Below are 20,009 nucleotides of genomic sequence, written 5' to 3' on the forward strand. Positions count from 1 at the left end.
GATGTCGACCCGGGACCCCGTCCGCGCGGTTAGTCCGTGCTGTCGAGCCCGCCGCCGGAGCGCAGGCCGACGGCCTCGGCCCCTGGAGGCGCGATCGGCGCGGCCGACGTCTTGCGGCTGCGCCGGCTGCGGCGCTCCAGCCAGTTGGCCAGATAGCTGAGCAGCAGGTTGAGCCCCACGTAGATGACGCCGATGACGATCGCCGCCGGAATCAGCGAGCCGAAGAACACGGCAGGCAGGATCTTGAAGCCGGTGTTGAGCAGGTCGACGTAGGCGATGATGTAGCCGAGCGCGGTGTCCTTGAGCAGCACCACGAGCTGGCTCACGATCGCCGGCATCATCGCCGTGACCGCCTGCGGCAGCAGCACCAGCCGCATCACCTGGTTCTTGCGCATGCCGACCGCGTAGGCGGCCTCCGACTGGCCCCTGGGCACCGCCTGCACGCCCGCCCGGACGACCTCGGCCAGCACCGACCCGTTGTAGAGGGTCAGGCCGAGCACCACCGCGATGAAGGCGTAGTCGCCGGAGCCGAACATCGTCGGCGCCAGGTAGAAGATGAAGAAGATCAGCAGCAGCAGCGGGATGGCCCGGAAGACCTCCACCACCGTGGCCGCCGGGACCCGGATCCACCGGTGGTCGGAGAGCCTGGCCAGGCCGAAGACGGCGCCGAACGCGAGCGCGAGCACCGCGGCCAGCGCGGCCGCACGGAGCGTGCCGATCAGACCCGGGATGATGTAGTAGCGCCAGGTGTCGGCCTGGAGGAACGGCTCCCAGATCTTCCCTTCCCACTGGCCCTTGGCGTCGAAGCCGCTGTAGACCCAGTAGAGGAGCGCCGCCACCGCCACGACGCTGACCACCGTGAGCAGGTGGTTGCGGATCCTGCCGCGCGGGCCGGGGGTGTCGAAGAGGACCGAGGTGCTCATCGGGCCACCGCCAGACGTCGGGCCAGCCAGCCGGTGAAGAAGCCGATCGGCATCGTCAGGGCCATGAAGGCGAGGATGATTCCGATGAAGATCGGGATCGACGCGCCGGTGTCGTCGAAGACGATCTTCATGGTGGCTGCGACGTCGGCGAGATAACCGCCGGCCGTCGCGACCGTGGTGTTCTTGATCATGGCGATCATGACGCTGCCGAGCGGCGCGATGACCGCGCGGAACGCCTGCGGAAGAATGATCATGCGCAGCGACTGCGAGAACGTCAGCCCGATCGCCCGCGCCGCCTCCGCCTGGCCGAGCGCCACCGTGTTGATGCCGGAACGCAGAGCCTCGCACACGAACGCCGCGGTGTAGGCCGACAGGCCCATGGCGACGATCCAGAACGAGTTGGTCCTCGGCACCTGTGAGAAGACGAGACCGAGCTGGTCGCTCAGACCCAGCGCGGAGAACGCCAGCACCAGTGTCAGCGGCGTGTTACGCACCACGTTGACGTAAAAGGTGCCCACGACTCGGAGTACGGGAGTAGGCGAAACCCGCATCGCCACGAGGATCGTGCCCAGGATCAGGGAGACGACCGCGCCCACGGCCGAGAGCTTGACATTCTCCCAGAAACCCAAGGCGAGCTCGGGTGCGTACTTGATTAGGTCGTCCATCGTGCTCCACCACATAGGAGGGCGGCGGCCGGGAGACCGGCCGCCGCCTCAGAGAGGATCAGCTGCAACCCTCGGCGGTCGGGGCTTCCGTCGAGACCTTCAGGCCCTCGATGCCCCCGAACCACTTCTCCAGGAGCTGCTTCATCGTCCCCTTCTGCCAGAGCGACTGGACCGCCTTGTTCACGGCCTCACACGTCTTGGTGTCGCCCTTCTTCAGGCCGATGCCGTACTTCTCGTCGGTGAAGCCCTGGCCCAGCACCTTGAAGTTGCCGCCGGCCTGCTTGGCGAAGCCCGCCAGGATCAGGTCGTCGGTCGTGACCGCGTCAAGGTTGTTGCCGCCCAGCTTCTGGATGCACTCGGAGTAGCTGGCCGCGTCGACCGTCGTGGCGTCGAGGTCGAGCTCGCCGTCCGGCGGCGGGTCGGTGATCCGCTTGTAGGAGTTGGAGCCGGCGGCCTTGCAGATCTTCTTGCCGACCAGGTCCTGCGGGGTGTTGATGGAGGTGTCGTCCTTGCGGACCATCACGTCCTGGTGAGCGATCACGTACGGGCCGCCGAACGTCACCTTGGACTTGCGCGACTCGGTGATGGAGTAGGTGGCGAAGATGATGTCGACAGTGCCGTTGGCCAGGAAGGGCTCCCGGTTGTCGGACTTCGACTCCTTCCATTCGATCGCCACGTCCTTGCCGCCGTTCATCTCCTTCAGGACGGCCTTGGCGACGTCGACGTCGAAGCCCTCGGGCTCGGCGCCCTTCTTCAGGCCCAAGCTCGGCTGGTCCCACTTGGTGCCGACCACCACGGTGCCGCCGTCGGCGACCTTGTCGGCCACGGACGCATAGGTCTCGCCACCGCCGCAGGCGGCCAGCCCCGCGGCCATCGCCGCAAAGGACAGCACCGCTCCCATTCGACGCATGTGCATGTGTACCTGCCTCTTGCTCGTCAGTGCGTAAGGATCTTCGAAAGGAAGTCGCGCGCCCGATCCGTCTGCGCGTTGGTGAAGAACTCGTCCGGGGTGTTCTCCTCGACGATCTGGCCGTCGGCCATGAACACCACCCGGTTGGCCGCCCGCCGGGCGAACCCCATCTCGTGCGTGACGACCATCATGGTCATCCCGTCGCGGGCCAGCCCGATCATGACGTCGAGCACCTCCTGCACCATCTCCGGGTCCAGTGCCGAGGTGGGCTCGTCGAACAGGATCATCTTCGGATCCATCGCCAGGGCCCTGGCGATCGCCACACGCTGCTGCTGGCCGCCGGACAGCTGCGCCGGGTACTTGTCGGCCTGCGCCGCGATCCCGACACGCTCCAGCAGCTCCATCGCCCGCTTGTCCGCGGCGTCCTTCGCCTGGCCGCGCACCTTGACGGGGCCCAGGGTGACGTTCTCGCGGATGGTCTTGTGAGCGAACAGGTTGAACGACTGGAACACCATGCCGACTTCGGACCGCAACCGCGCCAGTGACTTGCCCTCTGCCGGCAACACCTGGCCGTCGAAGACGATCCTCCCGCCGTCGATGGTCTCCAGCCGGTTGATCGTCCGGCACAACGTGGACTTACCACCGCCGGAAGGACCGATGACGACCAGAACCTCGCCACGAGAGACGGTCAAGTTGATGTCCTTCAGGACGTGCAGCGCCCCGAAGTGCTTGTTGACGTTCTCCATCTGCACCAGTGGAGTGACGTCCCCGTTCTCCGTCATGGAGTCAAACGGTAGAGGCACGAAGGGCGCTGGTCACTAACCGGCCGGTACCGATCCGGTCACATCGTGCCGTCAAGCTGGACTTTTAGCTCCGGAGGGCTGTCGCGATCCGCGCAACGACTACCCTTGAACATGCGATGACTGTGACCCAGGAGAGCGCCCGCACCTATCAAGTGCGCACATACGGGTGCCAGATGAACGTGCACGACTCCGAGAGGCTGTCCGGCCTGCTGGAAGACGCCGGTTACGTGCCCGCGGCCGACGGCGAGACCGCCGACGTGGTCGTCTTCAACACGTGCGCCGTGCGCGAGAACGCCGACAACCGCCTCTACGGCAACCTCGGCCACCTGCGGCCCGCCAAGGTGTCCAACCCGCGCATGCAGATCGCCGTCGGCGGCTGCCTCGCGCAGAAGGACCAGGGCGAGATCGTCCGCAAGGCGCCGTGGGTCGACGTGGTCTTCGGCACCCACAACATCGGCTCGCTGCCCGTGCTGCTGGAGCGCGCCCGCATCGAGGGCGAGGCGCAGGTCGAGCTCAAGGAGTCGCTGGAGGTCTTCCCCTCCACGCTCCCCACCAGGCGCGAGTCCGCCTACGCCGCCTGGGTGGCCATCTCCGTCGGCTGCAACAACACGTGCACGTTCTGCATCGTGCCGTCGCTGCGCGGCAAGGAGAAGGACCGCCGCCCCGGCGACGTGCTCGCCGAGGTCCGCACGCTCGTCGAGCAGGGCGTCCTCGAGGTCACGCTGCTCGGCCAGAACGTCAACACCTACGGCGTCGAGTTCGGCGACCGGCTCGCCTTCGGCAAGCTGCTGCGCGCCTGCGGCGACGTCGAGGGCCTGGAGCGGGTCCGCTTCACCTCGCCCCACCCGGCCGCCTTCACCGACGACGTCATCGCCGCCATGGCCGAGACGCCCAACGTGATGCACCAGCTCCACATGCCGCTCCAGTCGGGCTCCTCGCGCCTGCTCAAGGCGATGCGCCGCTCCTACCGCGCCGAGCGCTACCTCGGCATCATCGAGCGGGTGCGCGCCGCCATGCCCGACGCCGCGATCTCCACCGACATCATCGTCGGCTTCCCCGGCGAGACCGAGGACGACTTCCAGCAGACCCTCGACGTCGTACGGCAGAGCCGCTTCGCCAACGCCTTCACCTTCCAGTACTCCATCCGGCCCGGCACCCCGGCCGCGACCATGGACGACCAGATCCCCAAGGAGGTCGTCCAGGAGCGTTACGAGCGGCTGGTTGCACTCCAGGAGGAGATCTCCTGGGAGGAGAACAAGAAGCAGGTCGGCCGCACCCTGGAAGTGCTCGTCGCCGAGGGCGAGGGCCGCAAGGACGACGCCACCCGCCGCCTGTCCGGGCGCGCCCCCGACAACCGGCTCGTCCACTTCGCCGTCGGCGACCGGACGCCCCGGCCCGGCGACATGGTGACCGTCGAGGTCACCTACGCCGCCCCGCACCACCTCGTCGCCGACGGCGCCCCCAAGGCCGTGCGCCGCACCCGCGCGGGCGACGCCTGGGAGTCCCGCCAGGCCGGCCCGCCGCAGGGGCCCGGCGTCCTGCTCGGCATGCCCGCCGTCGGCCGCCCCGCCCCTCTTCCGCCGCCGGTCAACGGCTGCTCCACCCACTGAGCCATACGCGACGCCCCCGCACCGAAGCCAGGCGCGGGGGCGTCGGCGTACGTGCCGGGGTGGCCAGGCCACCGGCTTTGGCCCGCCGTACGCGACGCCCCTACGTGCCGGGGGTCAGCGGGTGAGCTGGTCCAGGAAGCGGTAGCAGGGGTCGCGGCGGAAGTCGTGGAAGGTCGCGCACGGGTCGGGGCCCAGCCGCGCCGTGGACGCCGGGGTCGGCGCGGGCGGCGGCGGGGTGGTCGCCGGGGCCGGGAGCGTGCCGGTGGCCTTCGCGGCCGGTGGGCGGGTGGACGACGGGGCCCGGGTTCTGGCGGGGGGCGGTACGGCGTGCGCCCATCCGGTCGTGGCGGCCGGCGAGGGCGCTCCGGACGAGGGCACGCCTGCTTTCGGGACCCCCGCCGAAGGCGCGGTCCCGGACGGAACGCCCGGTGACGGCACCCACGTGAGCCCGCCTGAAGGCGCCCCCGACGGCTCCCCCGACGGTCCTTCGGAAGGCGTCCCCGAGGGGGCCGGGCGGACGGGGGATGACCAGGGAGTTCGCACAGATCCGCTTGATCCATGGAAAAGCGGCTTTTCCTGATCATATTCCGGCGCGCTATTCCGGCCTTGATTCCCCGGGGCGGTGAACGCCAGCAGAATGCCGAGACCGGCGACGGCCAGGACCGCGATCACGCCGGCGGCGGGTGCGAGCCGCCCCCGGCTACCTGGGCGAATGGATCTAAGGGGGGACAAGTCGTGATTCCTTTGTGATTGTTGCGCGAGCATTCAGCTGTTGCGGCTAGTGTGGTCCATCGCCCGCGGAAGCCGGAGAGCTTTCCCGATACGACCGCAGGGAGCTGTAAAACCATGCAAGATCCGACCGAGCCGGATCGCCAGGAGATCCTCGACGGGCCGGGTGACCGCCGTCGCAGGCCAGGCAGGAACAACAAGAAGACCGCGATCATCGCCGCCTCCGTCGTCGCCCTCGCGCTGGCGGCCGGGGGAGCGGGCTACCTGCTGACCGGTGGCCCGTCAGGCACGACCCCCGCCTCGACCCAGCAGCAGCAACAGGCCGAGCCCGCCCCCGACCCCGCGGAGCAGGAGCTGCTCGGCGAGGAGGAGGCCGAGATGGGCGACGCCAAGACCGACGCCCCGGCCGAGGACGCCCCCGCCGAGGACGGCGGAGTCGGCGACGTCGCCGACCCGGCCCCCGACACCGGCAACACGGGCAACACCGATGCCGGCGACTCCGGCAACACGGCCACGACCGGCAACACGGGGAACTCCTCCGACAAGGGCTCCGCCGGCAAGAAGGACGACAACACGGGCAAGAAGCCCACGACCGCCCCCAAGCCCTCGGAGGACGCAGGCAGCAGCCCGGCCGACGGTCCGGCGGGCAGCGTGACCGGTCAGTGCGCCAAGGACGGCTGCTGACCAGGGTTCTCCTTCGCGGGCTGTGAAGGCAGCGCGGGGCCGCGTCCGTCCACCCTCCGGACCGCGCCCCGCGCTTCCCTTTCCGGCCGTTCCAGGAGCCCGGCCAAGTGCCGCTCCAGGGGCCCGGGCAAGTGCCGCCCTGAGGGGCCCGGCCAAGTGCCGCTCCAGGGGCCGGCCAAGTGGTCCGGCGGTAACCGCCGCGACTGGACCTACAGGCGCGCCCGGCCGCTTCGTAGGGTTCCGGCATGACGACTGACAGAGCAGCCGAGCTGCGGGCCCTGCACGTGCCCGGCAAGCCGCTGATCCTGCCCAACGCCTGGGACGCCGCGTCGGCGCGGGCCGTCCGGGAGGCGGGTTTCCCGGCCGTCGCGACCGGGAGCGCGGCGGTGGCGCGGGTGCTGGGCTACGACGACGGCGAACGCACGCCGGTAGAGGAGATGCTGGCCGCGGTGGCGCGGATCACGCGGGTGGTGGACGTGCCGGTGACCGCCGACCTGGAACGCGGGTTCGGGCTGGAGCCGGCCGAGCTGGCCGCCCGGCTGGCCGCCACGGGCGCGGCCGGGTGCAACCTGGAGGACTCCGACCCTCGTACGGGCGAGCTCGTGGACGTGGGGACGCAGGCGCGGTTCCTGGCGGAGGTGCGCGCGGCGGCGGGACCCGGGCTGGTGCTGAACGCCCGGATCGACACCTACATCGCGGGCGACTCCAGCCGCGCGGCGGCGGTGGCGCGGGCACGCGCCTACCTGGACGCGGGCGCCGACTGCGTCTACCCGATCGGGCTGGCCGACGAGCGGGAGATCGACGCGCTGGTGTCGGAGGTCCCGGGGCCGGTGAACATCCTGTTCAGGCCGGGGGTGCCCGGCCTGGCGAGGCTGGCCGCGCTGGGCGTGGCCCGGGTGAGCTACGGCCACGGCCTGCACCAGGCCGCGCACGCGTACGCGGTGGGCCTGATCGAGGCGGTCGCGCAGGGCCGCGACCCCTACCAGCGGGGGGAGTGACCGGGTCCCACTACGCTGACGCCTGTGCTTGTCGCCGCGGCCGTCTGCCCGCACACCCCGCTGCTCGTCCCCGCCCTGGCCGGCGCCGGCCAGGGCGAGCTGGCCGGTCTCCGTTCCGCCTGTCATGAGGCCGTCGCCGCCCTGCTCGCCGCCGGGCCCGACCGGGTCGTGGTCGTGGGCGGGGCCGATCGCGACAGGGCGTTCGACGGGTGGGCGGCCGGCTCGCTGCGCTCCTACGGCGTGGACGTGACGACCGGGGCGGGAGAGCCGGTGCTGCCGCTGTCGCTGACGGTCGGCCGCTGGCTGCTGGAGCGGGCCGCGTACGACTTCGGCGCGGTCGCGCTGCGGGCCGTGGCGGCGGACGCGCCGGCGGACGCCTGCCTGAAGCTCGGCGCGGAGCTGGCGGGGGAGGGCCGGGTGGCGCTGCTCGTCGCGGCCGACGGGTCGGCCTGCCTGACCGCGAACTCCCCTGGCCACCTCGACCCGGCGGCGGCCCCGTACGACGACCTGGTCGCCGGCGCGCTCGCCGGGGGCGACCACGAGACGCTGGCCGCGCTCGACCCCGGCACGGCCGACCGGCTCTGGGCGAGCGGCCGGGCCGCGCTCCAGGTGCTGGCCGGGGCGGCGGCGGGCGGCGCGTTCGACGGCAGCCTGCTCGCGCGGGCCGCCCCCTACGGCGTCGGCTACTTCACGGCCGTGTGGCGACGGCGCGGCGCGGCACCGGGATCTTCATGAGGTCCCTGGCCAGGATCACCTCACCGTCGTAGGAGCGCCGCACCTCCTCCAGGAACGCCGCCTCCTGGGTGATGCCGTAGCGCTCGGAGAAGTGCGTCAGCACCAGCCGCCGCACGCCCGCGTCGGCCGCCACCACGCCCGCCTCGTACGCCGTCAGGTGCCCGTACTCCTTGGCCAGCACGCCCTCGGACGACAGGAACGTGGCCTCGATCACCAGCAGGTCCACCCCGTTGGCGAGCTCGAAGACCGTGTCGCACAGCCGCGTGTCCATGACGAACGCGGCGCTCTGCCCCGGCCGGGGCTCGCTGCACTCGGCGAGCGTCACGCCGCGCACCGACCCGGTGCGCTGCAGCTCGCTGACCTCCGGGCCGCGGATGCCGTGCGCGGCGAGCCGGTCGGGCAGCATGCGGACGCCCGGCGGCTCCTGGACGCGATAGCCGTAGGACTCGACCGGATGCGACAGGCGGCGCGCGGTGAGCGGCCCGACGGCGGCGCGCGAGCCGGAGACCGGATGCTCCTCGATGACCTGCGTGTCGGCGAAGGCGGCGGCGTGTCGCAGCCGCCGCCAGTAGGACGTGCCGGACGCGGGGAAGACCGCCCGGACCGGATGCCGGACCCGGTCGCGGGCGATGCGCTGCACGACCCCGGGCACGCCCAGGCAGTGGTCGCCGTGGAAGTGCGTCAGGCAGATCCAGTGCACGTCGTGCGCGCTCACCCCGGCGTGCAGCATCTGCCGCTGTGTGCCCTCTCCGGGGTCGAAAAGGTAGCCTTGGCCGTCCCAGCGCAGAAGGTAACCGTTGTGGTTGCGGTGCCGGGTCGGCACCGCGCTGGAGGTGCCGAGGACCACGAGCTCACGTGAGGACATGATGGCCGCATCTGCCGTTACGGTCGCGTTCGCCGAGGTGCCGACACCGGTCGGCGCGTTCGTGCTGGCCGTCACCGAGGACGGGCTGGCCGCGTCGGGCTGGGGCGCCCGCGAGCGGCTGGGCGAACTTCTCGGCCTGCCTGAAGTTCATGACCCGGATCGTACGGGTTTCGTGGTGGAGGAGTTGCATGCTTATTTCGGCGGCGGGTTGCGGCGCTTCGAGACGCCGATCGACTGGCGGCTGACGTCCGGCTCGCGCCGCCGCGTGCTCCAGGCCCTGTTCGAGGTCCCGTACGGCACCGCCGTCACCTACGGCGAGCTGGCCGAGCGCAGCGGCTCGAACGTGCCCGCGCGCGGCATCGGCTCGATCATGGGCTCCAACCCGCTGCCGATCGTGGTGCCCTGCCACCGGGTGGTCGCGGGCAACGGGCTGGGCGGGTTCAGCGGCGGCGTGGGCGTGGAGACCAAGCGCTGGCTGCTCACCCACGAGGGCTACCTGCAGCCGACGCTGCTCGATCTGTGAAAGTGGCGAGGGTGCGCGAAAAGCCGGTCATCGCCGTGGTGGGGCCCACCGCGGCAGGGAAGTCCGATCTCGCCGTGGACATCGCGCTGCGGCTGGGCGGCGAGTGCGTCAACGCCGACTCCATGCAGCTCTACCGGGGCATGGACATCGGCACCGCCAAGCTGACCCTGGAGGAGCGGCGCGGGGTGCCGCACCACCTGCTCGACATCTGGGACGTCACGGTGACGGCCAGCGTCGCCGAGTACCAGCGGCTGGCCAGGGCGGTGATCGAGGCCGTCGACGTGCCGGTGCTGGTCGGCGGCAGCGGCCTGTACGTGCGGGCGGCGATCGACGACCTGGAGTTCCCCGGCACCGACCCGGAGATCCGGGCCAGGCTGGAGGCGGAGCTGGCCGAGACCGGCCCGGCGCCGCTGTACGAGCGGCTGCGCGGGCTCGACCCCGTCGCGGCGGCGGCGATCCTGCCGAGCAACGGCCGCCGCATCGTGCGCGCGCTGGAGGTGATCGAGCACTCCGGCAGGCCGTTCTCGGCGACGATGCCGTCCTACGACGCGGTCCACCCCAGCGTCCAGATCGGGCTGGAGGTGCCCAGGCCGCAGCTCGACGAGCGGATCGAGGTCCGGGTCGGGCGCATGTGGGCGGCCGGTCTGGTGGAGGAGGTGCGCGGGCTGCTCGGCCAGGGGCTGGCCGAGGGCCGAACGGCCGGGCTGGCGCTCGGTTACGCACAGGTGATCCGGTTCCTGCGGGGGGAGTGGAGCGAGGAGCAGGCGTACGAGGAGACGGTCCGGGCCACCCGGCGCTTCGCCCGGCGGCAGGAGTCGTGGTTCCGCCGCGATCCGCGGGTGTGCTGGCTGCCCTATGACGCCCCCGACCTGCTCGAACGGTCCCTGGCGCGGATAGCGGGGGAAGGCTGCGCTTAAAATTCGACCATGCGCTTTCTCAAGGGGCACGGCACCGAGAACGATTTCGTCATCCTCCCCGACCCCGATGGCGAGCTCGACGTATCCGCCTCGCTGGTCGAGAAGATCTGTGACCGCAGGGCCGGGATCGGCGCCGACGGCGTGCTCCGGGTGGTGCGCACCAAGCAGGCTCCTGAGGTGGCCGACCAGGCCGGTCAGGCCGAGTGGTTCATGGACTACCGCAACGCCGACGGCAGCGTGGCCGAGATGTGCGGCAACGGCGTGCGCGTCTTCGCCCGCTACCTGGCCGAGGCCGGGCTGGCGGAGTCCGACGAGTTCGGCGTGGCGACGCGGGGCGGGGTGCGCAGGGTGCGGCTGGAGCCCGGCGGTGACGTCACCGTCGACATGGGCAAGCCGCGCGTGGGCGGCACCAGCGTCACGACGGTCGCTGGGCAGGAGTACGAGGGCATCTGCGTCGACATGGGCAACCCGCACCTGGCCTGCTCGATCGGCGACCCGGTGGTCCAGCTCGACCTGTCGCACCAGCCGAACTTCGACCCGGGGGTGTTCCCGGCCGGGGTCAACATCGAGCTGTTCAACGCGGTGGGCACCAGCCGGGCGGTGATGCGCGTGTTCGAGCGCGGCTCCGGCGAGACCCGCGCCTGCGGCACCGGCGCGGTCGCCACGGCCGTCGCGGCGGCGGCGCTGTCGGGCGACACCACCGGCACCTGGACCGTCGAGGTGCTGGGCGGCACGCTCACGGTCACGCTCGACGAGGAGACGAGCTACCTGAGCGGCCCGGCCGTGATCATCGCGTCCGGCAACCTGATGCTTGCAGAATGATGTTCTCCTGAGCGATGCTGGGTCTGCTAACCGAACCGAGAGGGGTGGAGATGGCGGACCCGCGAGCCACCGCGGTGGCGGTCAAGGGGCCCATCGGGCACTACGGCGGCGGCTTCATGGTCTCCCGCGAGGCCAAGGCCGTCTGCGAGGAGCACGGCCTGGGCCCCAGGGAGCTCTACTTCCGGGGCCGCTGCGGCGTGCTCGGCGAGTGCGACGCCGACGTGGTCGTCTCCGTGGCGGTCTTCTTCCCGGCCGAGCACGTCGCCGACAACTGGAACGGCGGCCGCAAGATGCCCGTCGAGCAGGCTGTCGATCTCTACGCCGAAGCCTGCCGGCAGTGGGGCAGGCGCAAGCTCGGCGGCTACGCCGGGTGCGCCAGGATCGCCGAGCTGCTGGAGCCGGTCGTCGAGCACGCCTCGCCCGTCGGGGCGCCGCTGTTCGCCGGGTGGCGGGCCGTTCCGCTGGCCGACGACGCGCCCGCGCGGGCCACCCAGCTCATGCACGTGGTCCGCGAGCTGCGCGGCGCCCTCCACGCCAACGCGGTCGTCGCCGCCGGGCTGCACCCGCTCGACGCCACGCTCGCCGCCGCCCACGACGGCACCCCGTTCGGCCCGGCCGCCGGAGAGATGATCGCCCGCTTCTTCACCTGGCCCGAGCCCTACGACACGCCGGGACCCGACCTGATCGCCCGGCGGGCCGCTGTGGAAGATGTCACCGACGATCTGATGGCACCGGTCTTTTCGGTCCTTAACGGTGACGAATCAGACGAGCTCATCGAGCTTCTGCGTTTTGGGCACGGTGATTGACCTGGCAGACTGACTGCCCATGGACGTGGACATCTGGGCCTGGGTCGGCGAAACCCAGCAGCAGCTTTCCGAGGCGGGCAACGTGGGCCTCGCCATGGCGCTGGGAGACCTCCCCGCACAGGCCTATGAAGGGCGTTATCCCCAGCTCGACGTGATGGCTCCGGCCATCGCCCAGCAGGCGGAGACCCTGGAGCAGCCCTGGCTTGAGTTCTACGCCCGCTACTGGCACCTGATCGGCCGCATCGGCGACCGCGCCCAGGGCGCGGTCGCGATCGAGGACGCCCAGCACCTGCTCGCGTTCGCCCAGCGCGAAGAGGTGCGCTCCTGCCCGGCCACGCCGGCCGCGGTCGAGGCCCTCGCCATCGCCTGGGCCAACGCCGACGGCCCCGGTTACGCGGCCGAGCGCCTGGAGACGCTCGGCGCCGCGATCGAGCAGGCCGAGCCCGCCGGTCCCGCCTACAGCGGCCTCGTGACGCAGTACGTCGCCGCCCTCGTCGACGCCGGCCGCGCCGATGAGGCGGTCAGCTACGCCGAGTCCGCCGTCGAGCGGCTGCGCGCCGCCGGCCGCGAGTCGAGCTGGGAGCTCGGCGCCGAGAGCGCCCGCGCGCTGCTCGCCGCCGGCCGCGCCGAGGACGCGCTGACCGCGCTCCAGGCCGCCGCCGGCTTCCAGGCCGACGACCCCGTGGCCAAGGACCATCGCGACGGCGTCCGCCGCGCCCTCATCCTGGCCACCCTCGGCCGCGTCGCCGAGGCCGTCGACGCGCTGCCCGACCTCGACGTGGTCGGCGAGCACCCGAGGGTCTTCGTCGAGTGGACCCGCGCCGTCAGCCTGCTGGCGAGCTCGTCCCAGATCACCAACACCTGGCAGCTCGGCCGCGTGCTGCGCCAGTGGATCGACTACTTCGGCATGATGGGCGGCTACCGCTCCCGCGTCGAGCTCGCGCTGGTCGCGGGCGACCTGGCCGTCGCCCGGCAGGGCGTGTGGCAGGCCCGGCTGCTGGCCGACCTGGCCGAGTCCGGCGCGGGCGAGCTGCGCGACGCCTCCGGCGTGGCCGAGCGGGTGGCCGCCCTGCGCGCCGCCGCCGACGCCGCCACCGAGCCCGAGGCGCCCGGCCCGCTGGAGGAGCGCGTCGGCTACTTCGACGCCGCCGACGGCTACAACGCCGACCCCGAGCGCTGGGTCGGCTGGCTGGCCCCGCTGTCCGGCAAGGACATCGAGGCGACCCGCCGCCACACCACCACGCTCGGCTTCCTGGGCTACCCGTCCTCCGGCGCCGACATCTACTGGAAGATGCTCGTCGACAGCGGCGACATCGCCTCCGCCGACGGCGACGACGTCGCCTACCTCACCACGCTGCTCATCGAGGCCCGCCAGGACGAGCGGCTGGAGCAGATGGCCGGCAAGCTGCCGCACGACGCCAAGTGGCTGACCCTGGCCCGCCTGCACAGCGCCCGCGAGCGCTGGGCCGAGGCGCTCGACGCCGCCGAGCACGCGGTGGCCGCCGGCGCCGGGGTGGAGGCCCGCCGGGTGCTCGCCGGAGCCGCCCAGCAGGTCGACGAGAACGCCAGGGGCGCGGGCGCGCTGCTGGAGGTGCTCGACGAGCTCACCGACGAGGACGTCTGGCGCATGATCGTCATGGCGACCGCCGCCGAGGACTGGGACACCGTGCGCAAGGGCGCCGCCAAGATCGGCATGCCGATCAAGTCCACCGAGGGGCCGATCGAGGAGGAGCTGGGCCTCATCCGGGTCATCCTCCCGGCGCCCGACGGCGGCCAGCGGCAGGTCCTGTCCATCCGCACCGGCCCCGCCACCGCCCGGCTCGCCCTGCCGCAGCCGCGCGGGATGGAGTACAACGCGGGCGACCTGGTCGTCTTCGACCCGCAGCTGCTGGAGCCGCTGCCCGAGGACCCCCAGGAGCAGCAGAACTTCGTGCCCCCGTTCGCCGCGGTCAGCATCCTGCGCCCCGGCGGCTACACGAGCTACTTCTTCGACGGCGCCGCGCCGAGCGAGGCCGACTGGACCGAGTTCACCGAGGTCATGGCCGAGCGGGGCTGGCCGATGTGGGTCTACAGCGACGAGAACTACAAGGTCACCCACCCGACCACCGGCGAGCAGATCCCCGGCGTGTTCGGCTGGGTCGCGGTGCCGCCCAACGTCTCGGCGGTCGAGGTCGACGCCCTGCTCGACGACGCCACCGAGCGCTGGTCCCACCCGCTGGCCTGGCTCGACCTGGCCCGCGAGGTCGACGTCGAGGTCGAGCGGCACGAGCGGATCGTCAAGGAATACGGGCTCTGACATGCTGGGCCGCTTCAGCCTCGACGGCAAGGTCGCCATCGTCACCGGCGCGTCCGCGGGGCTGGGCGTCGCCTTCGCCCGCGGCCTGGCCGAGGCGGGGGCCGACCTCGTGATCGGCGCCCGCCGCGCCGACCGGCTGGAGGAGACCAGGCGGCTGGTCGAGGAGACCGGCCGCCGCTGCCTGGCCGTCGCCACCGACGTGACCCGGGTCGAAGACTGCGACGCGCTCGTCGCGGCGGCGGTCGACGGGCTGGGCGGCGTCGACGTGCTGATCAACAACGCGGGCGTCGGCACCGCCGTGCCTGCGCTGCGCGAGACGCCCGAGGAGTTCCGGCAGGTCGTCGACATCAACCTGCACGGCACCTACTGGATGGCGCAGGCGTGCGCCAGGGTGATGCGGCCCGGCTCGTCCATCGTCAACATCGGCAGCGTCCTCGGCGAGACCACCGCCGGGCTGCCGCAGGCCGCCTACAGCGCGTCCAAGGCGGCGGTGATCGGGCTGACCCGCGACCTGGCCCAGCAGTGGACCGGGCGGCGCGGCATCCGGGTCAACTGCCTGGAGCCGGGCTTCTTCGCCTCCGAGATGACCGAGCAGTACAAGCCGGGCTATCTGGAGGCGATGCTGGAGCTGCGCGTGCCCATGCGGCGGGCGGGCGATCCGGCCGAGCTGGTCGCCGCCGCGATCTTCCTGGCGAGCGACGCGTCCTCGTACATCACCGGGGTGACGCTGCCCGTCGACGGCGGGATTCTGATCACCTAGCCGCGCCCTCCGGGAGCGAGGGCCTTGTCGGGGGCCCCGCTCGGCCTTATGTTCGTTGCGTAATCCGGTCCATGTTGCGCATCAGGGAACAACCGGAGGGCCCATGGTGAGCCGGCCGCGTACCGTGATCATCGGAGCCGGCATCGTGGGCTGCGCGCTGGCCGACGAGCTCACCGGCCGGGGGTGGACCGACGTCACCGTCGTGGACCGCGGGCCGCTCCCCGCCACCGGCGGATCCTCCTCCCACGCGCCCGGCCTGGTCTTCCAGACGAACCCGTCCAAGACCATGACGGAGTTCGCCGCCTACACCGTGCGCAAGTACGCCGCGCTCGGCTGCTTCGAGCGGGTCGGCGGCCTGGAGGTGGCCACCACCCCGCAACGCTGGCTCGACCTGCACCGCAAGCACGGCTGGGCCGAGTCGTGGGGCGTCGAGGGCCACCTGGTCGACGCCGCCCGGTGCGCCGAGCTGTGGCCGCTGCTCGACCCCGCCCGGGTGCTCGGCGGGTTCCACGTGCCCGCGGACGGGCTGGCCGACGCCGTGCGCTGCTGCGAGGCCCAGGCTCGGCGGGCCGTCGGGCGCGGCGCCCGCTTCCTGCCCGGCCACACCGTGGTGGGCGTGCACCACAAGGGCGGCCGGGTCACCGGCGTGGCCGTCGAGCACGCCGGCGGCTACCGGGTCGTCGAGGCGGACGTGGTCGTGTGCGCGGCCGGGTTCTGGGGGCCGTCGATCGGCGCGATGGCCGGGCTCACGGTGCCGCTGCAGCCGCTGGCCCACCAGTACGCCAGGTCGGGGCCGGTGCCCGGCGCGGCGGCCGGGCCGATCCTGCGCCACCAGGACCGCGACCTTTACTTCCGCCACCACGGCGACCGGATCGGCGTCGGCTCCTACTCCCACCGCCCGATGCCGGTCGCCCAGCACGAGATTGAGCCCGGGGGCACCACGATGCCCTCGGTGCGGGCGTTCACCGAGGAGGACTTCGAGCCCGCCTGGCGTGACGCCGCCGAGCTGCTGCCCGCGCTCAAGGAGGCGGGCTACCGCGACGGGATCAACGGCGTCTTCTCGTTTACGCCGGACGGGTTCCCGCTGATCGGGGAGGCGCCGGGGCTCGACGGGTTCTGGGTGGCGGAGGCCGTCTGGGTGACGCACTCGGCGGGCGTCGCCAGGGCCGTCGCCGAGCTGCTGGTCGACGGCCGCTCCGGCTACGACCTGCACGAGTGCGAGCTGAGCCGGTTCGAGCCCGTCCAGCTCGCCCCCGCCTACGTGGCCGAGCGCGGCGCGCAGAACTTCGCCGAGGTCTACGACGTCATCCATCCGCTCCAGCCGATGGCCTCGCCGCGCCCGATGCGCACCAGCCCGTTCCACGTCCGCCAGCGCGAGCTGGGCGGCTGCTTCCTGGAGGCGGCCGGGTGGGAGCGGCCGCACTGGTTCGAGGCGAACCGGCCGCTCGCGGACCGGCTGGCCGAGCCCGCGCTGGGCGCCGCCCGGCGTGACGAGTGGGCGGCGCGGCACTGGTCGCCGGTCGCCGCCGCCGAGTCGCACGCCACCCGCGAGGGCGTCGCGCTCTACGACATGACGCCGCTCAAACGGATCGAGGTCGGCGGGGCCAAGGCGGCGGCGTTCCTGCAACGGCTGATGACCAACGACGTCGACAGGAAGCCGGGCTCGGTCACGTACACGCTGCTCCTGGACGCGGGCGGCGGCATCCGGTCGGACCTGACGGTGGCGCGGCTGGCGGAGGACCGGTTCCAGATCGGCGCGAACGGCAACCTGGACCTCGACTGGATCACCCGGCACGCGCCCGGCGACGTGTACGTGCGCGACATCACGCCGGGCACCTGCTGCGTCGGGGTGTGGGGGCCGCGCGCCAGGGAGCTGGTGCAGCCGCTGACCGACATGGACCTGTCGAACGAGGGCTTCCGCTACTTCACCTGCCGGACGGGGCACGTGGGGATCGTGCCGGTGACCGCGATGCGGGTCTCGTACGTGGGGGAGCTGGGCTGGGAGCTCTACACCACCGCAGACCTGGGGCTCAAGCTGTGGGACACGCTCTGGGCCACCGGGCTGCCGGTCGCGGGCGGGCGGGCGGCGTTCAACAGCCTGCGGCTGGAGAAGGGCTACCGGCTCTGGGGGGTCGACATGACCACCGAGCACAGCCCGTACGAGGCCGGGCTGGGGTTCGCGGTCAAGGAGGGCAAGGACTTCGTCGGCAGGGACGCGCTCAGCCCCGACATCGGCCGCACCCTGGCGCCGCTGCTGACCGGCGAGGTGGTCATGGGCAAGGAGCCGGTCCGGCACGCGGGCCGCACGGTCGGGTACGTGACCAGCGCCGCCTACGGGCACACGATCGGGCGGCCGATCGCGTACGCGTGGCTGCCGGTCGAGCTGGCCACCCCCGGGACAGATGTGGAAATTTCCTACTTCGGGCGGCGGGTTGCCGCCGAGGTCGCCGCCGAACCGCTGTACGACCCGCGGATGGAGAAGATCCGACGTTGACCCACCCCGACTTCCTGTGGCGCGACCCCGACCCCCGGCCCGCCTACGACGTGGTGATCGTCGGCGGCGGCGGCCACGGCCTGGCCACCGCCTACTACCTGGCCCGCGACCACGGCATCACGAACGTGGCCGTGCTGGAGAAGGGCTGGCTGGCCGGCGGCAACATGGCGCGCAACACCACGATCATCCGCTCCAACTACCTGTGGGACGAGAGCGCCGCACTCTACGAGCACTCGCTCAGGCTGTGGGAGGGGCTGAGCGACGAGCTCGGCTACGACCTGCAGTTCAGCCAGCGCGGCGTGCTCAATCTCGCCCACAGCGTCGCCGACGTGCGTGAGGGCAGGCGGCGGGTCAACGCCAACCGGCTCAACGGCATCGACGCCGAATGGCTCGACGCCGCCGAGGTCAAGAAGTTCTGCCCGGTCCTCGACGTGTCCGGCAGCGCCCGCCACCCGGTGCTCGGCGCGACGTTGCAGCGCCGGGGCGGGATCGCCAAGCACGACCACGTCGCCTGGGCGCTGGCCCGCCGGGCCGACGCGTACGGGATCGACCTGATCCAGGACTGCGAGGTCACCGGGTTCGAGATCACCGGCGGCCGGGTCAGGGCCGTGCGGACCTCGCGCGGCCGGATCGCGGCCGGCAAGGTCGCGCTCGCCGCCGCCGGGCACACCTCCGTGCTCGCCGGACACGCCGGCCTCCGGCTGCCACTCCAGTCCCACCCCCTCCAGGCGCTCGTGTCGGAGCTGCTCGAACCCGTGCTCGACTGCGTCGTCATGTCCAACGCCGTGCACGTGTACGTCAGCCAGGCGCACAAGGGCGAGCTCGTCATGGGGGCGGGCATCGACGCCTGCAACTCCTACGGGCAGCGCGGCGCCTTCCACGTCATCGAGGCGCAGATGGCGGCGGCGCTGGAGCTGTTCCCGATCTTCAGCCGGGTGCGGGTGCTGCGCACCTGGGCGGGCGTCGTCGACGTGTCGCCCGACGCCTCGCCGATCATCGGCCCCACCCCGGTCGACGGCCTGTACGTGAACGCCGGCTGGGGCACCGGCGGCTTCAAGGCCACCCCCGGCGCCGGTTCCGTCTACGCCCACACGATCGCGCACGGCGTCCCGCACCCGCTCGCCGAGCCGTTCGCCCTGGAACGGTTCGCCACCGGGGCGCTCATCGACGAGCACGGCGCGGCGGCGGTGGCGCACTGATGATGCTCATCCCCTGCCCGCACTGCGGACCCCGCGACGAGAACGAGTTCCGCTACGGCGGCCAGGCCGGCGTCGCCTACCCCGGGACGCCCGCCGAGCTCACCGACGACGAGTGGGCCGGGTACGTGTTCCGGCGCGACAACCCCAAGGGCTGGTTCCACGAGCGGTGGTACCACGTGCACGGGTGCCGCGTCTGGTTCACCGTCGAGCGCCACACGGTCACCCACGAGATCCGGGATGCCCCCTCATGACCCGTCTGCCGTCCGGCGGTCTCATCGACCGATCCGTCACGCTTCCGTTCCGCTTCGACGACCGCCCGCTGCACGGGCATCCCGGCGACACGCTCGCCTCCGCGCTGCTGGCCGCCGGGGTGCGGGTGGTCGGGCGCAGCGTCGAGCTGGGCCGCCCGCGCGGCGTCTTCACCGCCGGGGCCGAGGAGCCGAACGCGCTCGTCCGCGTCGGGGACGACCCGATGCTGCCCGCCACCACCGTCGAGCTGCGCGCCGGGCTTGAGGCGTGGAGCCTGCGCGGCAAAGGCCGCCTCGACCCTGCCCGCCTCGACCCTGCCCACTCCGATCCTGCCCGCCCCGCCGCCGGGGCCGTCCGCTGCGACAAGGCGTACCTGCACTGCGAGGTGCTGGTCGTCGGTGGCGGCCCTGCCGGGCTCGCCGCCGCCCTGGCCGCCGCCGGGACCGGGGTCCGGGTGATCCTCGCCGACGACCAGCCCCGCCTCGGCGGCGACCTGCTCAACGGCCGCGACCCGCTGGACCGGGCCGGCGGCGCCGCCCGCCGGCTGGCCGGGATGCCCGAGGTCCGCGTCCTCACCAGGACGTCCGTGATCGGCTACTACGACCACAACCACCTGGTCGCCGTCGAACGCCGCCACGACGGCGAACGCCTGTGGCACTTCCGGGCCGCGCAGGTCGTGCTGGCGACCGGCGCGCACGAGCGGTCGCTGCCCTTCCCGGGCAACGACCGGCCCGGCGTCATGCTCGCCTCCGCCGCCCGCGCCTACGTCAACCGGTACGGGGTCCGGCCCGGCCGGCGGGCGGTCGTGTACGCGTGCGCCGACTCCGGGTACGAGGCGGCCCGCGACCTGGAGGCGGCCGGGGTGGAGATCGCCGCCGTCGTCGACCCGCGCCCCGGCGGGGCGGGCCAGGTGATCACCGGGACCACCGCCGACGGCGACGGCCTGCTCACCGGCGTCCGCGTCGGCGGCCGGCACGTGGCCGCCGACCTGCTCGCCGTCGCGGGCGGCTGGGACCCCGCC

At 72.5% G+C, this 20,009-nt stretch carries 20 protein-coding genes; 14 read left to right on the forward strand and 6 right to left on the reverse strand.

The annotated features are described in order from the left end of the window. Nucleotides 1-29 precede the first annotated feature (29 nt). The 4 genes from KME80_RS38400 to KME80_RS38415 are packed head-to-tail and all read right to left on the reverse strand — an operon-like array spanning nt 30 to nt 3,244. On the reverse strand, nt 30-923 hold the full coding sequence (locus KME80_RS38400) for an amino acid ABC transporter permease (protein ID WP_219513494.1): 894 nt from the start codon (nt 921-923) through the stop codon (nt 30-32). Further along, entirely contained in the window at nt 920-1,588 is a 669-nt protein-coding gene (locus KME80_RS38405) for an amino acid ABC transporter permease (RefSeq protein WP_219513496.1), read from the reverse strand. The genes KME80_RS38400 and KME80_RS38405 overlap by 4 nt, the downstream gene beginning before the upstream one ends. Nucleotides 1,589-1,646: 58 nt before the next feature. Further along, nucleotides 1,647-2,504 carry a glutamate ABC transporter substrate-binding protein gene (locus KME80_RS38410; protein WP_219513498.1) on the reverse strand — a complete coding sequence of 286 codons (858 nt, stop codon included), beginning with the start codon at nt 2,502-2,504 and terminating at the stop codon, nt 1,647-1,649. 20 nt (nt 2,505-2,524) lie between these two features. After that, on the reverse strand, nt 2,525-3,244 hold the full coding sequence (locus KME80_RS38415; protein WP_364175373.1) for an amino acid ABC transporter ATP-binding protein: 720 nt from the start codon (nt 3,242-3,244) through the stop codon (nt 2,525-2,527). Between the two features lie 173 nt (nt 3,245-3,417). Between KME80_RS38415 and miaB the strand changes: the two genes are divergently transcribed. After that, on the forward strand, nt 3,418-4,911 hold the full coding sequence (gene miaB / locus KME80_RS38420; protein ID WP_219513506.1) for a tRNA (N6-isopentenyl adenosine(37)-C2)-methylthiotransferase MiaB: 1,494 nt from the start codon (nt 3,418-3,420) through the stop codon (nt 4,909-4,911). Between the two features lie 114 nt (nt 4,912-5,025). On the opposite strand, the gene KME80_RS38425 is transcribed toward miaB, so the two are convergent. Continuing rightward, nucleotides 5,026-5,289, reverse strand: a complete 264-nt coding sequence (locus KME80_RS38425; RefSeq protein WP_219513508.1) for a hypothetical protein — start codon at nt 5,287-5,289, stop codon at nt 5,026-5,028. A 468-nt stretch (nt 5,290-5,757) separates the two neighbouring features. On the opposite strand from KME80_RS38425, the gene KME80_RS38430 reads away from it, so the two are divergent. The 3 genes from KME80_RS38430 to KME80_RS38440 all read left to right on the forward strand — a co-directional run bounded on the left by KME80_RS38430 (nt 5,758) and on the right by KME80_RS38440 (nt 8,057). Next, a complete protein-coding gene (locus KME80_RS38430) occupies nt 5,758-6,324 on the forward strand; it encodes a hypothetical protein (RefSeq protein WP_219513510.1) in 567 nt (188 codons plus the stop codon). A gap of 245 nt (nt 6,325-6,569) precedes the next feature. Continuing rightward, nucleotides 6,570-7,322: an isocitrate lyase/PEP mutase family protein gene (locus tag KME80_RS38435; RefSeq protein WP_219513512.1), complete on the forward strand. Its 753-nt coding sequence runs from the start codon at nt 6,570-6,572 to the stop codon at nt 7,320-7,322. 24 nt (nt 7,323-7,346) lie between these two features. Beyond that, nucleotides 7,347-8,057, forward strand: coding sequence for a class III extradiol ring-cleavage dioxygenase family protein (locus KME80_RS38440; RefSeq protein ID WP_219513514.1), 711 nt, complete (start codon nt 7,347-7,349; stop codon nt 8,055-8,057). Here the strand turns inward: KME80_RS38440 and KME80_RS38445 are convergent. Continuing rightward, complete coding sequence (locus tag KME80_RS38445; RefSeq protein WP_219513516.1) at nt 8,011-8,922, reverse strand: ribonuclease Z; 912 nt, start codon at nt 8,920-8,922, stop codon at nt 8,011-8,013. The genes KME80_RS38440 and KME80_RS38445 overlap by 47 nt on opposite strands. Between KME80_RS38445 and KME80_RS38450 the strand changes: the two genes are divergently transcribed. The 10 genes from KME80_RS38450 to KME80_RS38495 form a co-directional block, all read left to right on the forward strand. After that, nucleotides 8,921-9,445 carry a methylated-DNA--[protein]-cysteine S-methyltransferase gene (locus KME80_RS38450; protein ID WP_219513518.1) on the forward strand — a complete coding sequence of 175 codons (525 nt, stop codon included), beginning with the start codon at nt 8,921-8,923 and terminating at the stop codon, nt 9,443-9,445. The genes KME80_RS38445 and KME80_RS38450 overlap by 2 nt on opposite strands. An 11-nt stretch (nt 9,446-9,456) precedes the next feature. After that, the gene (gene miaA, locus KME80_RS38455; protein ID WP_219513520.1) at nt 9,457-10,362 is read left to right on the forward strand and encodes a tRNA (adenosine(37)-N6)-dimethylallyltransferase MiaA; all 906 of its coding nucleotides are present in this window, start codon (nt 9,457-9,459) and stop codon (nt 10,360-10,362) included. 9 nt (nt 10,363-10,371) lie between these two features. After that, nucleotides 10,372-11,184, forward strand: a complete 813-nt coding sequence (gene dapF, locus KME80_RS38460; RefSeq protein ID WP_219513528.1) for a diaminopimelate epimerase — start codon at nt 10,372-10,374, stop codon at nt 11,182-11,184. Nucleotides 11,185-11,234: 50 nt separating this feature from the next. Further along, the gene (locus KME80_RS38465) at nt 11,235-11,990 is read left to right on the forward strand and encodes an SCO6745 family protein (RefSeq protein ID WP_246646444.1); all 756 of its coding nucleotides are present in this window, start codon (nt 11,235-11,237) and stop codon (nt 11,988-11,990) included. Between the two features lie 19 nt (nt 11,991-12,009). Next, nucleotides 12,010-14,286, forward strand: a complete 2,277-nt coding sequence (locus KME80_RS38470; protein WP_219513536.1) for a tetratricopeptide repeat protein — start codon at nt 12,010-12,012, stop codon at nt 14,284-14,286. Nucleotide 14,287: 1 nt separating this feature from the next. Then, on the forward strand, nt 14,288-15,046 hold the full coding sequence (locus tag KME80_RS38475; RefSeq protein WP_219513553.1) for an SDR family NAD(P)-dependent oxidoreductase: 759 nt from the start codon (nt 14,288-14,290) through the stop codon (nt 15,044-15,046). Between the two features lie 103 nt (nt 15,047-15,149). Then, entirely contained in the window at nt 15,150-17,540 is a 2,391-nt protein-coding gene (locus tag KME80_RS38480) for a GcvT family protein (RefSeq protein ID WP_219513562.1), read from the forward strand. Then, a complete protein-coding gene (locus tag KME80_RS38485; RefSeq protein WP_219513570.1) occupies nt 17,537-18,739 on the forward strand; it encodes a sarcosine oxidase subunit beta family protein in 1,203 nt (400 codons plus the stop codon). Before KME80_RS38480 ends, KME80_RS38485 begins: the two co-directional genes overlap by 4 nt. Next, nucleotides 18,739-18,990 (forward strand): sarcosine oxidase subunit delta, encoded by a 252-nt coding sequence (locus tag KME80_RS38490; RefSeq protein WP_219513572.1) that lies wholly within the window; start codon nt 18,739-18,741, stop codon nt 18,988-18,990. The genes KME80_RS38485 and KME80_RS38490 overlap by 1 nt, the downstream gene beginning before the upstream one ends. Beyond that, nucleotides 18,987-20,009: 2Fe-2S iron-sulfur cluster-binding protein (locus KME80_RS38495; RefSeq protein WP_219513582.1), on the forward strand; the 1,023-nt coding region annotated here is incomplete at its 3' end. The genes KME80_RS38490 and KME80_RS38495, both read left to right, overlap by 4 nt.

The organism is Nonomuraea ceibae (genome assembly GCF_019396325.1).
Taxonomy (GTDB): domain Bacteria; phylum Actinomycetota; class Actinomycetes; order Streptosporangiales; family Streptosporangiaceae; genus Nonomuraea; species Nonomuraea ceibae.